Origin of the sequence: Dermacoccus sp. CCH2-D9 (genome assembly GCF_001556795.1) — a bacterium.
GTDB classification, from domain to species: Bacteria; Actinomycetota; Actinomycetes; order Actinomycetales; family Dermatophilaceae; genus Dermacoccus; species Dermacoccus nishinomiyaensis.
This window is the reverse complement of sequence record NZ_LSJT01000096.1, coordinates 14,686-28,285: the sequence shown is the minus strand read 5'-3', so window position 1 is coordinate 28,285 and position 13,600 is coordinate 14,686. Positions and strand designations below refer to the sequence as shown.

Annotated in this window: 14 protein-coding genes; 4 read left to right on the top strand and 10 right to left on the bottom strand. The window is 68.9% G+C overall.

All coding sequences use genetic code 11. The features are described from left to right. Positions 1–167 precede the first annotated feature (167 nt). The gene (gene leuA / locus AX669_RS08320) at positions 168–1,919 is read right to left on the bottom strand and encodes a 2-isopropylmalate synthase (RefSeq protein WP_062257794.1); all 1,752 of its coding nucleotides are present in this window, start codon (positions 1,917–1,919) and stop codon (positions 168–170) included. Between the two features lie 434 nt (positions 1,920–2,353). Between leuA and AX669_RS08315 the strand changes: the two genes are divergently transcribed. Then, on the top strand, positions 2,354–3,214 hold the full coding sequence (locus AX669_RS08315) for an ABC transporter permease (protein ID WP_062257792.1): 861 nt from the start codon (positions 2,354–2,356) through the stop codon (positions 3,212–3,214). Positions 3,215–3,359: 145 nt separating this feature from the next. Here the strand turns inward: AX669_RS08315 and AX669_RS08310 are convergent, their stop codons facing one another. From AX669_RS08310 to hrcA, 8 genes are all read right to left on the bottom strand, one after another. Then, positions 3,360–4,106 carry a trans-aconitate 2-methyltransferase gene (locus AX669_RS08310; protein ID WP_231729510.1) on the bottom strand — a complete coding sequence of 249 codons (747 nt, stop codon included), beginning with the start codon at positions 4,104–4,106 and terminating at the stop codon, positions 3,360–3,362. A gap of 9 nt (positions 4,107–4,115) precedes the next feature. Continuing rightward, on the bottom strand, positions 4,116–5,060 hold the full coding sequence (gene era / locus AX669_RS08305; protein ID WP_006944283.1) for a GTPase Era: 945 nt from the start codon (positions 5,058–5,060) through the stop codon (positions 4,116–4,118). Next, positions 5,057–6,382: a hemolysin family protein gene (locus AX669_RS08300; RefSeq protein WP_062257790.1), complete on the bottom strand. Its 1,326-nt coding sequence runs from the start codon at positions 6,380–6,382 to the stop codon at positions 5,057–5,059. Before AX669_RS08300 ends, era begins: the two co-directional genes overlap by 4 nt. 28 nt (positions 6,383–6,410) lie before the next feature. Beyond that, entirely contained in the window at positions 6,411–6,917 is a 507-nt protein-coding gene (gene ybeY / locus AX669_RS08295) for an rRNA maturation RNase YbeY (protein WP_006944324.1), read from the bottom strand. Further along, positions 6,914–7,996, bottom strand: coding sequence for a PhoH family protein (locus AX669_RS08290; RefSeq protein WP_006944210.1), 1,083 nt, complete (start codon positions 7,994–7,996; stop codon positions 6,914–6,916). The genes ybeY and AX669_RS08290 overlap by 4 nt, the downstream gene beginning before the upstream one ends. Positions 7,997–8,027: 31 nt before the next feature. Next, entirely contained in the window at positions 8,028–8,786 is a 759-nt protein-coding gene (locus AX669_RS08285; protein ID WP_062257788.1) for a 16S rRNA (uracil(1498)-N(3))-methyltransferase, read from the bottom strand. 3 nt (positions 8,787–8,789) lie between these two features. Further along, complete coding sequence (gene dnaJ, locus AX669_RS08280) at positions 8,790–9,902, bottom strand: molecular chaperone DnaJ (RefSeq protein ID WP_062257843.1); 1,113 nt, start codon at positions 9,900–9,902, stop codon at positions 8,790–8,792. A gap of 64 nt (positions 9,903–9,966) precedes the next feature. After that, positions 9,967–10,989, bottom strand: coding sequence for a heat-inducible transcriptional repressor HrcA (hrcA, locus tag AX669_RS08275; protein WP_062257786.1), 1,023 nt, complete (start codon positions 10,987–10,989; stop codon positions 9,967–9,969). A gap of 271 nt (positions 10,990–11,260) precedes the next feature. Between hrcA and AX669_RS08270 the strand changes: the two genes are divergently transcribed. The 3 genes from AX669_RS08270 to AX669_RS08260 all read left to right on the top strand — a co-directional run bounded on the left by AX669_RS08270 (position 11,261) and on the right by AX669_RS08260 (position 13,461). Further along, entirely contained in the window at positions 11,261–12,142 is an 882-nt protein-coding gene (locus AX669_RS08270; protein WP_062257784.1) for a DUF3097 domain-containing protein, read from the top strand. Between the two features lie 151 nt (positions 12,143–12,293). Continuing rightward, positions 12,294–12,764, top strand: a complete 471-nt coding sequence (locus AX669_RS08265) for a DUF4870 domain-containing protein (RefSeq protein WP_062257782.1) — start codon at positions 12,294–12,296, stop codon at positions 12,762–12,764. Between the two features lie 244 nt (positions 12,765–13,008). After that, positions 13,009–13,461, top strand: coding sequence for a hypothetical protein (locus AX669_RS08260; RefSeq protein ID WP_062257780.1), 453 nt, complete (start codon positions 13,009–13,011; stop codon positions 13,459–13,461). Here AX669_RS08260 and AX669_RS13385 read toward each other — a convergent pair. Then, a complete protein-coding gene (locus tag AX669_RS13385; RefSeq protein ID WP_156444961.1) occupies positions 13,424–13,582 on the bottom strand; it encodes a hypothetical protein in 159 nt (52 codons plus the stop codon). The two genes, AX669_RS08260 and AX669_RS13385, sit on opposite strands and share 38 nt — an antisense overlap. Positions 13,583–13,600 lie beyond the last annotated feature (18 nt).

The following is a 13,600-nucleotide window of genomic DNA, read 5'->3' as shown; positions in this document are numbered from 1 at the left end:
CACGACGAAGCGGGTGGAGCCCAGCACCTTCCCCGGTCGCTGGGTTCCACCCGCTCGTCCCATTATGCCGTGTCGCACCGAGGGCCTCATGCGTCGCGGAACACCGAAATAGTTGTGGAAGTTCGCGCTACCCAGAGCGCGAACCTCCACAACCCTTGGCCCAGCCGTCAGGCCGTAGCCGCCTCCGCGTCACGCTCGGCACGGTTGACGGCCGACAGGATCGCCATGAGCGACGCACGCACCGTCGATTCGTGGATGCCGACGCCCCACAGCACGCGGTCGCCGATGGCGCACTCGACGTACGCCGCAGCCTTCGAATCCTCGCCGGACGAGAGCGTGTGCTCCGTGTAGTCGAGGAGGCGCACGTCGACGTCAATGGTGCTCAGCGCGTCGAAGAAGGCGTCGATGGGTCCGTTACCCTCACCCGAGATCGTCACGGGCTCGCCGCGATCGAGCAGGCGGACGGTGATCTTGTCGCGGCCGTCGTCCGTCGAGTCGAGCTGGCTGCCGACCGGCTTGAAACGACCCCAGGCGCGCTCGCCCTCACCGGTGCCGGGCAGGTACTCGTCGGAGAAGGTCGACCACAGCCACTGCGGCGTCACCTCGCCGCCGGCTGTGTCCGTCCACTGCTGCACGACGCCAGCGAACTCGATCTGCAGGCGGCGCGGCAGGTCGAGGTTGTACTCGCTCTTCAGCAGGTACGACACGCCACCCTTGCCGCTCTGGCTGTTGACGCGCACGACGGCCTCGTACGAGCGCCCGACGTCGTGCGGGTCGACGGGCAGATACGGCACACCCCAGACGAGCTCGTCGATCGACTTGCCCGTCTCCTTCGACTGACGCTCCATGTCGTCGAAGCCCTTCTTGATGGCGTCCTGGTGCGAACCGGAGAACGCCGTGAAGACGAGGTCGCCGCCGTACGGGTGACGTTCGCCGACGGGCAGCTGGTTGCAGTACTCGACCGTCGAACGGATCGTCTGGATGTCGGAGAAGTCGATCATCGGGTCGATGCCCTGACCGAACAGGTTCATGCCCAGGGTGACGAGGCAGACGTTGCCGGTGCGCTCACCGTTGCCGAACAGGCAGCCCTCGATGCGGTCGGCGCCCGCCATGTAGCCCAGCTCCGCAGCCGCGACACCCTCGCCGCGGTCGTTGTGCGGGTGCAGCGACAGCACGACGGACTCGCGACTGTCGAGGTGACGCGACATCCACTCGACCGAGTCGGCGTACACGTTCGGCGTCGCCATCTCGACGGTCGCCGGCAGGTTGATGATCATCTTGTGATCGGGCGTCGGCTCGATGACGCCGATGACCTCGTTGCAGATGCGCGCCGCGAATTCGAGCTCGGTTCCCGTGTACGACTCGGGCGAGTACTCGAAGTACACCTTCGTCTCGGGGATCGTCTCGGCGAGCTTCTTGCACAACCGCGCCCCCTGCAGGGCGATGTCGACGATGCCGTCCTCGTCGAGGTTGAACACCACACGACGCTGCAGCACAGACGTCGAGTTGTAGAAGTGGACGATCGCGCTCGGCGCACCCTTGATGGCGTCGAACGTCTTCTCGATGAGGTGGTCGCGGCACTGCGTCAGCACCTGGATCGTCACGTCGTCGGGGATGTGGCCGCCGTCGATCAGTTCGCGGACGAAGTTGAAGTCCGTGTCGGACGCCGACGGGAAACCGACCTCGATGTCCTTGTAGCCCATCTGCACGAGCAGCTTGAACATGCGCATCTTGCGCTCGGAATCCATCGGGTCGATGAGCGCCTGGTTGCCGTCACGCAGATCGACGGCGCACCAACGCGGCGCCTTCTCGATGATCTTGTCGGGCCACGTGCGGTCGGGCAGGTCGACCTTGATCTGCTCGTGGAAGGGGACGTACTTGCCGATCGGCATCGTCGTCGGCTGCTGAGATCCGTGCATGGGTGGTGTTCGCCTCACTGCGTTCGTTGCGGGTGCCGGCCGAGCACCATTCAACCCCGCGGTGAGGATGGCCGACTAGTTGGCCCCACCGCGGCAACGAAGAAGGAGACTCACTCCCCGAACCGTGCGCATGCCACCAACCTAGGGGTGACGCGCCCCACACCACCACCCGCACGTCGCCGTCGTCCAGCAAGCGGACGGCGGCGGGCTGCCGCAAGCTTCCTCGCCGGCGGTGCGTCGCTACCGCGCGCTCATCCCACCACAGGATGACGACGGCCCGGCGCGCGGCGTGAATAGCTGGGCGGGTGAACGACATCTGGAGCCGCGGGCCACGTGCGCGACGCTGGATCATGGCGGCCGAGGGGCTCTTCGGACTTGCCCTGACAGGGCTGTCGCTCAGCGTCATGTCAGGGCAGCAGGGCTCCGGGTAGGGCGTGGCGGCGAGCGTCGCGATCTTCATTGCGTTCCTCGTCCGCCGTCACACCCTGCGCCTGATGTTCGTCCTGGCGGCAGCAGGCGGCGCCATGCAGCTCGTCGACCCGCGCGCCTTCATCATCTTCGGTGACTTTCTCTACGCCCCGATCTGCGCCAAGCTCGGCGTGCACCGCGACGCGCGCGTGCGCCGTCTCGGTCTCATCACGGGCGCGCCCTTCGTCCTGCCGCGCCTGGTCGCCATCTTCGGACGCCTGCTCGGAGCCGGCCCCGACGCGCGCATCGCACGCCGCAACGCCGTCGCTGACCCGATGCGCACGACGCGCGCCACGCTCGGCCTCGTCATCGGCGTCGGCCTCGTCACGACGTTCGCCTCCGGCAGCGCCGCGCTGTCGGAGTCGATCACGACGTGGGATCTGAGCGCCGCTGAGAGGGCACAAGCGCTCGACGTCATGCACATGGTCTCGATCCTCATGATGTCGCTCGTCGTCATCGCCTCGATCATCGCGGGCGTCGGCTTCGTCAGCACGATGTCGCTCGTCGTCATCCAGCGCCGCCGCGAGATCGGCATGCTGCGCGCCATGGGCTTCACGGCGCGTCAGATCCGCGGCATGGTGACGCGCGAGTCGCTCGCGCTCGGGTTGACGGCCGTGCTCGTCGGCATCGCCCTCGGCGTGCTGCTCGGTTCGCTCGGCGCGCAGTCGCTCATCGGGGCCGGCAACGACGGCTTCGTCTGGGGTCTACCGTTCGAGGTGCTCGCCGTCATCGTCGTCGCAGCTCTCGCGCTGGTCCTCGTCGCGGCCCTGCCGCCCGCGCGTCGCGCCACGACGGTGACGCCCGTCGAGGCCCTGCGCGTCGTGTGACCTCCCACGCTGTGCGAACCCGGCCCAGACGAGTTGAGGTCCGACACTCTGCACTGCAGGGTTTCGGACCTCAACTCATCTCGTGAGGACTGCAATCACGAATTGCGGACTTTCAGACCTCAGGCAAGCGGTCTGCGACGAGCGCTCAGCGTCGGATGTCGGGCGCGCGGCGGATGACGAGGTACTTCTCGCTCAGTTCCTCGATGGCGAACTTGCCGATCGGGATCTCGGAGACGACGAGTTCCTCGTCGAGCGAGAACGGCGCGATCTTCGTCGTCACCTCACGCACGACCTCGCCGCCGCGGATCGTCTTGTACGTGTTGGTGATCTCGACGCGCCCGTCCTTGACCGGAACCGTCTGACGCCACCGCTCGTAGGTGTTGCGCCCCATCGTCGAACTCGCCGTGCGCACGAGCTCCTCACCCGTGTCGACGACGCCGTACGCGCGGCTCATGAGGACCGGTGCGCCCTCGGGCAGCACCTGCGCCATGCGATCCCAGAACGCGAGGCGCGCGCGTCCGCCGAGGAAGTAGATGACGTTGAACAGCAGCGCGCCACCGATCTGCTCGGGCATCCACGCGTCGAGGATCGAGTTCGGCACGACGGTGGCGCGTGCACGCAGCGAGTCGCGCTCGGCGATGCGCATCATGAGCATCGAGCGCATCCACGGGTCGGGTTCGACGGCGATGATCTCGGCGTCGGGGAACTGCTCGGCGAGCGCGACCGTCGTCAGGCCCGAGCCGGGGCCGATGTCGACGAGCGGCAACTCAGGCTTGAACCCGGCTCCCTCCCAGGGAATCCCGCCGACATAATCGGTCTCGGGGTTGATCGGCAACCGCAGCACGTCACCGAACTCGGCCCACGCCTCGTGGTCCTTCATGTGCTCACTCATACGAAAACCTCAGAAGTTGAATCCCAGCTTGCCCAGCTGCTTCGGGTCGCGCTGCCAGTCCTTCGCCACCTTGACGTGCAGGTCGAGGTAGACCCGCTGCCCGAGCAGCTTCTCGATGCCCTCGCGCGCCGTGGTGCCGACCTCGCGCAGCCGCGAACCGCCGCGGCCGATGATGATGGCCTTCTGGCTGGGACGCTCGACGAAGATGTTGACGCGCACGTCCATGAGCGGCTTGTCGGCCGGGCGATCCTCACGCGGCACCATCTCCTCGACGACGACGGCCAACGAGTGCGGCAACTCGTCACGCACGCCCTCGAGCGCGGCCTCGCGGATGAGCTCGGCGATCATGACGGTGTCCGACTCGTCGGTCAGCACGTCGTCGGGGTACAGCTGAGGCGACTCGGGCAGGTAACCCAGCAGCACGTTCGCCACATCATCGACCTGCTTGCCCGAAACTGCCGAACACGGAACGATCGCGGCCCACTCCCCGAGACGGTCGACCTCGATGAGGTGCTCGGCGAGTCGCTCCCGATCGACGGTGTCGGTCTTCGTCACGAGCGCGACGACGGGGCGCTTGCGCACGCGCTGCAGCTCGGCGAGGTCCTTCGCGATGAACTGATCGCCCGGGCCGATCTTCTGGTCGGCGGGCAGGCAGAACCCGATGACGTCGACGTCGAGCAGCGTCTCGCGCACGACGTCGTTGAGGCGCTCACCGAGCAGCGTGCGCGGCTTGTGCAGGCCGGGGGTGTCGACGAGGACGATCTGGCCGTCGGGGCGCGTCACGATCCCACGGATCGTGTGACGCGTCGTCTGCGGCTTGCTCGAGGTGATCGCCACCTTGTCGCCGACGAGCGCGTTCGTCAGCGTCGACTTGCCCGCGTTGGGCCGCCCGACGAGGCAGGCGAAACCGGCGCGGTAGATCTCGCCGTCGTGGGTCGTGTCGTGCTCGGTCATCGATCCGTCTCCTCGCCGCGCGTCTCGGCGCTGCGCTCGTCCCCACGCCCGTCCGGGTCGGTGGGATCTTCGGGTTCCACACGCTCGACGATCAACGTCGCGAGCTGGTGGCGTCGTCCTGCCATCTTCTCAGCCGTGAGGCGCAGCCCGTCGATCTCGCCGCTCGCGCCGACGAGCGGCACGCGCCCGACGAGCTTGGCGAGCAGACCACCGACGGTGTCGATGTCGTCCTCGTCGATGCTGACGCCGTACATCTCGCTCAGGTCGTCGATCGACATGCGAGCCGGAACGCGCGTGCGGCCGTCCCCCAGTTCCTCGACGCCGGGCGTCACGCGGTCGTACTCGTCGTCGATCTCGCCGACGATCTCCTCGACGATGTCCTCCATCGTCACGATGCCGGCGGTGCCGCCGTACTCGTCGATGACGACGGCGAAGTGGACGCGGTCGCGCTGCATCTCCTTGAGCAACGCGTCGACGGGCTTCGACTCGGGCACGAACGCGAGGTCGCGCATCACCTCGGAGATGGCGATGGCGTCCGCGTCGCCGGTGAGCGTGCGCCGCACGACGTCCTTGAAGTACAGCAGGCCGACGAGGTCGTCGGAGTTCTCGCCGATGACGGGCACGCGCGAGTAGCCGGAGCGCACGAACAGGTTCATCGCCTGGTGCAGGCTCTTGTAGCCGTCGATCGTGATCATGTCGGTGCGCGGCACCATGACTTCGCGCACGATCGTGTCGCCAAGCTCGAACACGCTGTGGATCATGCGCCGCTCGTCGGCCTCGATGAGGTCGGAATCCTCGGCGAGGTCGACGAACTCGCGCAACTCCGCCTCGGAGTCGAATGGGCCGTCCTTGTAGCCCTCACCCGGGGTGACGGCGTTGCCCAGCGTCACGAGCAGCCGCGCGAGCGGTGAGAGCACCGTGAGCGCGACGAGGACGGGCCGCGCCGTCGCGAGCGCCACCTTGTCGGCGTGCTGGTGGCCCAGCGTGCGCGGCGAGACGCCGACGAGCACGAACGAGGCGATCGCCATGACGGCGACGGCCGTCGCGAGGCTCGGCCAGAACGCGCCGTCGAACGCGCGTGTCGCGGCGACGGTGACGAGGACGGCGGCCGTCATCTCGGCGCCGACGCGCAGGAACGTCAGCACCATGAGCGCCGTCGCGTGGTTGTCGACGATGCGTCCGAGCGCCGAGGCGCCGGCGTGGCCCTCCTCGGCGAGCGCGACGACGCGGTGGCGCGTCACGCGCCCGAGCGCCGATTCGACGAGGGCGAAGACGAAGCCCATGACCACGCTGACGAGCGCGGCGATCAGCACGATGGTCACGTGCGGTTCACTCCCAAGGTCTGCGGGGTCACTCGCGCCCGGACGGCGGCGCGATGCGGATGGTGCCCGCCTCCGTGCTGCGCCCGCGGCTCGCGAGGTAGGTGAGCAGGATCGTGCGCTGCAGTTCGAACATCTCGACGCGCTCGTCCGGTTCGGCGTGGTCGTAGCCGAGCAGGTGCAGCACACCGTGGACGGTGAGCAGCAGCAGCTCCTCCATCGTGTCGTGCCCGGCTGCGGCCGCCTGCGCGGCGGCGACGCTCGGGCACAGGACGATGTCGCCGAGCATGCCCTCCTGGGACGGCTCGCGCTCGCTGCCGGGCGTCAGCTCGTCCATCGGGAAGCTCATGACGTCCGTCGGGCCCGGCAGATCCATCCACTGCACGTGCAGCGTCTCCATCGCTGCCTCGTCGATGATGCGGATGCTCAGCTCGACGTTGGGGTGGACGAACATCGCGTCCATCGCGTAGCGCGCGCAGTCGTGGATCTCGTCCAGCTCGACGTCGACGTCGGTCTCGTTGGCGATGTCGATCGTCATGCCGGCTGCCCCTCGCCGCCGGCGCGCGCCTCGCGGCGCTTCTTCGCCTCGGCGCGGCGACGCTCGGCTGCCGCGTCGTAGCGGCCGTAGGCGTCGACGATGTCGGAGACGAGGCGGTGACGCACGACGTCGCTCGAGTCGAGGTGGGCGAAGTGGACGTCATCGATTCCGGTGAGCACGTCCTCGATGACCCGCAGGCCCGACGTCGTGCCACCCGGCAGGTCGACCTGCGTGACGTCACCCGTCACGACGATCTTCGAACCGAAGCCGAGGCGCGTGAGGAACATGCGCATCTGCTCGCTGCTCGTGTTCTGCGCCTCGTCGAGGATGATGAACGAGTCGTTGAGCGTGCGCCCGCGCATGTACGCGAGCGGCGCGACCTCGATCGTGCCTGCGGCCATGAGCTTCGGGATCGAGTCGGGGTCGATCATGTCGTGCAGCGCGTCGTAGAGCGGACGCAGATACGGGTCGATCTTGTCGTTGAGCGTGCCGGGCAGGAAGCCGAGGCGCTCACCGGCCTCGACGGCAGGGCGCGTCAGGATGATGCGGTTGACCTGTTTGGCCTGCAGCGCCGCGACGGCCTTCGCCATCGCCAGATACGTCTTGCCCGTACCGGCCGGGCCGATGCCGAAGACGATCGTGTTGCGGTCGATCGCGTCGACGTACTCCTTCTGCCCCAGTGTCTTCGGGCGGATCGTGCGCCCGCGGCTGGAGATGATGTTCGTCGTCAGCACGTCGGCGGGGCGCTGCGCGTTCTTGCCGCGCAGCATGCCGATAGAGCGCTCGACGGCGTCACGGTTGATCTGGTGGCCCGCGTCGATCATCGTGAGCAGCTCACCGACGAGGGTCTCGACGATCGCCGTGTCCTCGCGCGGGCCGTCGATCGTCAGCTCATTGCCGCGCGCAAAGACGAACAGGCGCGGGAAGGCGCGCTCGATCGTGCGCATCAGCTGATCCTGCGGCCCGAGCAACTGCACCATCGCGACGTCGGGCGGGATGACGATGCGCGTCTGCTGCGAGGCAGCCTGGCCGTCAGGGTCGTGCGGGGTGCGCTCGGAGGGCGCGGAAGCGTCAGTCATCGTGTCTCCAGTCTAGTGGTCGCTCGGGCGCTCAGACCCAGCGCGAGCGCGCGAGCAGGGCGGCGAGCGCCGCCGGGCCGGCCGACGACGAACGCAGCACGGTGGCGCCCATCCGCACCGGCGTGGCACCGGCCGCGACGAACGCGTCGAGCTCGGCGGGCGTGATGCCGCCCTCGGGGCCGACGACGAGCATCACGTCACCGGCCGACGGCAGCTCGACCTGCGCGAGACTCGCCTCGGCGTCCTCGTGCAGGACGAGCGCGAGGCCGCCCTCCGCGACGGTGGCCGAGATCGCCTGCGCCGCAGCGTTCTTCGTCACGAGGTCACTGATGCGCGGGGGCGTCGCCCGTCGTGATTGTTTCGTGGCCGCCTCGGCCTGCGCCACCCATTTACGGCGGGCCTTCTCGGCGCGCTCACCCCTCCACTGCACGATGGAACGCTCCGCCTGCCACGGCACGACGGCGTCGACGCCGAGCTCCGTCGCCGCCTCCACCGCCTGCAGGTCGCGATCGCCCTTAGCGAGCGCCTGGACGAGCGTGAACGTCACCGCCGGCGGCGTCTCGCGCGTCACCTCGCGCACGTGCGCCGTCAGCTCGCCCCTCGTCGTCGCTGCGACCACGGCGTGCGCGACGAGGCCCTCGCCGTCGGCGAGCAGGATCTGCTCACCGACACCCATCCGCTTGACGGTGACGGCGTGGCGTCCCTCGTCACCCGCGAGCACGACGGGTGCACCCGGCGGTATGTCGTCGGACAGAGCGCCGGGTGCGACGAAGTAGAGGTGCGCGGTCACGCCTCAGCCCTTCCAGGCCTGACGCAGCTTGCCGAGCAGGCCCTGGTTGACGGGCTGGAACTTCGGCGCCGGCGAGTCCTCTCCGCGCGACTCGGCGAACTGACGCAGCAGGTCGGCCTGCTCGGCCGTCAGCTTGCTCGGGGTGCGCACGTTGGCGTGCACGAGCAGGTCGCCGCGGTTGTCGGTGCGCAGCCGCGTGACGCCGAGGCCCTTGAGGGTGATGACGTCGCCGGGCTGCGTGCCGGCCTTGATGTCGATGTCGCGCGAGCCGTCGAGCGTCTCGAACGGCACCGTGGCGCCGAGCGCCGCGGCCGACATCGGCAGCTCGAGCGAGCAGTGCAGATCGTCGCCCTGACGCTGGAACATCGGGTGCTTCTCGACGCGTACCTCGACGTACAGGTCACCGGCGGGGCCGCCGCCGGGGCCGACCTCGCCTTCACCACGCAGCTGGATGCGCGTGCCGGTGTCGACGCCGGCGGGTACCTTGATCGTGATGGTGCGCGTGTCGCGCTTGCGGCCGTTGCCGTCGCACTCGAAACACGGGCTGTCGATGATGTCGCCGTACCCCTGGCACGCGGTGCACGGACGCGACGTCAACACCTGGCCGAGGAAGCTGCGCTGCACCTGCTGCGTCTGCCCCGCACCGCCGCACACGTCACACGTGTGCTTGCCCGTGCCGGGACGCGAACCGTCGCCATGACAGGTCGAGCAGACGACGGCCGTGTCGAACGTCAGCTCCTGCTCGCCGCCGAAGACGGCCGTGGCGAGTTGGATGTCGAGCGGCAGCAACGCGTCCTGGCCGTGCTGGACGCGGCTGCGCGGGCCGCCGCCTCCCCCTGCGGCACCCCCCGTGAAGAACGCGTCCATGATGTCGCTGAAGCTGAACCCGGCGCCACCGCCGGGCGCGTAGGGGTCGACGCCCTGGTCGTAGGCCGCCTTCTTCTGCGGATCGCCGAGCACGTCGTAGGCCTGCCCGACGCGCTTGAACTCCTCGGCCGCCTCCGGGGAGGGGTTGACGTCGGGGTGCAGCTTGCGGGCCTTCTTGCGGTAGGCGCGCTTGATCTCCTCGACGGAGGCCTCACGCGTGACACCGAGTTCGGCGTAGTAGTCGTTCACGAGCATCCTTGCTTTCGACGGGTGAAGATTTCATCACTCATGTGGTCGTGGTGCGCCCGAGCCATCACTGCTCGAGAAGTTCGGAGACGTAGCGGGCGACCGCGCGCACGTTCGCCATCGTCTGCGGGTAGTCCATGCGGGTCGGGCCGAGCACGCCGAGCGTCGCGACGGCGTCGCTGCCGTAGGCCGTCGTCACGAGCGAGGTCGACTCGAGGCCTGCGAAGTCGTTCTCGGCGCCGATGCGGACGGTCACCTCGTGCGTCGGATCGTCGTCGCGTGTGCTGATGAGGCGCATGAGGACGACGTGCTCCTCCAGCGCCTCGAGAACACGGCTGACGCTGAGGCCCGCGTCGTCGCGCAGCCCGGCACGCGCGAGGTTCGCCGTCCCCGCGAGCACGACGCGCTCCTCCCGGTCCTCGGCGAACACCGCGGCGATCGTCGCGACGATCGTGTCGACGTCCGCACGCTGCCCCGGCTCGAACTCCGCGCCCAGCTCGGTCATGGCCGCGGCGGCCTCGGTGAGCAACCGCGCGCCGGAGACCTCGTTGACGCGCGCTCGCAGCGTCTGGACGAGGCGCTCGTCGTCGGCGGAGGCGACGGAGACGAGACGCTGCTCGATGCGACCTGAGTCGAGGATGACGACGAGCGACAGGCGCCCCTCGGCGGCCGGCACGAGCTCGATGTGCCGCACCCGTGAGCGCCGCAGCGACGGGTACTGCATGACGGCCGCCTGGTTCGTCAGCGTGGCGAGCAGCCGGGCGGTGCGCTCGACGATGTCGTCGAGGTCGACGCTCTGACGCAAGAACGTCTCGATCGCTCGACGCTGTGTCGCGCTCAGCGGCCGCACCTGGCTGAGGCGGTCGACGAAGATTCGGTAGCCGGCATCGGTGGGCACGCGACCGGCCGAGGTGTGCGGCGCGGAGATGAGACCGGCGTCCTCGAGGGCGGCCATGTCATTGCGGATCGTCGCGGCGGAGACGCCGAGCTGATGACGTTCGAGCAACGCCTTCGAACCCACCGGTTCGGACGTCGCGACATAGTCCTGCACGATGGCGCGCAGCACCTCGAGCCGCCGTTCGTCGCTCATGCGCTCACCTCCCGCGCCTCGATACCGTCCTTCGATCTGCAGTCCGTCCAAGATTGGCACTCACGCCGAGCGAGTGCCAAATCATGCGGGGTGTGTTCGCCCACAGCGTCGCGGGCGGTTCCCTCGCGCCGTCGTCCATCGTCCGTCGGTCGGCAGGCGCGCGCTCCCCGGCCCTCGGCGACGCCGCGACGGGCGCCTGGCTGCGCCCGCGACCATCGTTCTCGGCGCGCCGCGACGGCGGTTGTCGGTGGGCGGTTCTACCCTGATCGCCATGACCGACCGTTACGGCTCCGACGTCCTCTCCGGCGATTGGCGCGCGCCTCGACGTGGGCGTTCGCGCGAGGTGCCCGCTGAGCTCGACGTCGTCGTCGAGGACGCCCAGAGCGGTTACGTCGGCGCCGTCGTGCGCGTCGAGAAGTCGGGCGGGCAGCACGTCGTCTTCCTCGAGGATCGCTTCGGCAAGGCCCGCGGATTTCCGCTCGGCGCCGGCTTCCTCATCGATGGCGAACCCGTGACGCTCGTTGCGCCCCGACCCGCCACCGCCGCGCGCCTCGCCGAGCAGCAGACGCAGGCCGGGCGGACGGCGTCCGGTTCGCTCGCCGTCCCCGGGGCGAAGGCGCGCGTCGCGCTGGGTTCGCGAATTTTCGTCGAGGGACGGCACGACGCCGAACTCGTCGAGAAGGTGTGGGGTGACGACCTGCGCATCGAGGGCGTCGTCGTCGAATACCTCGAGGGCGTCGACGATCTCGCGGCCGTCATCCGCGACTTCCGACCCGAGAAGGGACGCCGCCTCGGCATCCTCGTCGACCACCTCGTGCCCGGCACGAAGGAGGCACGAATCGTCGAGAAGGCACGCGCCCTGCCGCAGGCACGCGACCACGTGCTCATCGTCGGCCACCCCTACGTCGACGTGTGGCAGTCCGTACGACCCGAGCGGCTCGGCTGGTCGAAGTGGCCCGTCATCCCCAAGGGGCAGTCGTGGAAGCACGGCATCCTCGCCGAGCTCGGCTGGCCGCACGCGACGCAGGCGGACGTCGCGCGCGGATGGAAGCAGATCCTCGGCACCGTGCGCACGTACGCCGACCTGCAACCCGAACTGCTCGGACGCGTCGAGGAGCTCATCGACTTCGTCACCGACCCCGCGCAGCAGTGAGACGCCGGGATGGCGCGGCGTGCGCCGACATCATCCCCGGGATGGACGCCGGGGCCCGCGAATATCGATCCCGCGGGGGATGCGCTCGGGACGCAGACACGGAATCATGGTCAGTGAACGAGAGATTCACCCTTCGACACCAGGAGACGTCGTGAGCAACTCCCAGCCGTACCCCTACCCCGACGAGCGCACGCAGGGCCAGGGAACCGGACGGCTGGCCGGCGCTCCGTACGGCGCCGAGCCGCCCGTCACCGGCCAGGGTCACCTCAGCGATGACGAGCGCGCCGCCTCGATCGTCGCGCACCTGTCGGCGCCGGCCGCCGCGATCCTGTCTGCGGGATGGGTGAGCTTCCTCGGCCCGCTCATCGTGTGGTTCATCTACAGAAACCGCTCCGCCGCGGTGCGCCGCGCAGCGGCCGGGGCGTTCAACTTCAACGTTGCGTTCTCGATTCTCTACATCGTCGGTTGGGTTCTGGTCTTAACCCTCGTCGGCATTCCCGTCGCGCTCGTGCTCTGGGCCGTCATCTTCCTCGTCGCCGCGTGGTGCCACGTCAAGGGAGCGCTGCGCTCGGCGCGTGGCGAGAGCTACGACTACCCGTTCCAGATCCGCATCCTCAACTGATGCGGCCCACGTCGCGACGCCCCGCCCCAACAGCGCACCTCGTGTGAGCGCTGGGCTCGCCCCCACCCCTGACAACGTTCCCTCGGCACCCCGTGCCGCGGCGCTTCGTCCTACCCGATTTAAGAAAAGAATCATCATCCCTGCCCTGACCCCGGCCCCCCGTTAGCGCGAGGGCGTCGCCGCCGTCGACAAGCGTTCGGCGCTCAAGAACGTCCTCGGTGCCCTCGGCCTCCTGCTGCTCGCCATGTTCGCTGGCAGTCTCGTCGCCGCCGTCGGTGATCTGTTCGGCGACAGCGAGAACGGCCTCGTGACGCCGATCGGCGTCGTGACGATGGCGCTGCAGCTCGCGATCGCGGCCTTCGTCTTCCGCCGGGCCTGGCACATCACCTCACGCGACCTCGGCTTCGTCAAGGAGGGCGCGCTGGGTTCCTGGCTCGTCGGCGCACGGGGCGGCATCGCCGCCATCACCATCGTCTGGGGCGCCAACCACCTGCTCGGGGGCGTCGACTTCTCGCCCAAGATCACCGCCTCCGGAAAACGCGAACTCGCCCAGGATGAGCGAGGCGCCCGCGCCGATGAGGATCGCCCCCAGGACGCGGAAAACCGAACTCTCGGCCGCGGTGTTCATGACCGCGCCGGCCAAGCAGCGCGAAGATGCCTTAGACGGCGTGGCGGACGTGGACGCCGTCCTCGGTGACGTTGTCCTTGAACGGACCCTTGCCGGCGCGGATGAGGCGCGTCACGAGGAAGGTGACGACGATGGAGATGGAGACGAACAGGAGCGGCAGCGTCGTCGTCGAGTAGTCGGAGTCGTTCATCGGCGCCCCCTTCGGTCG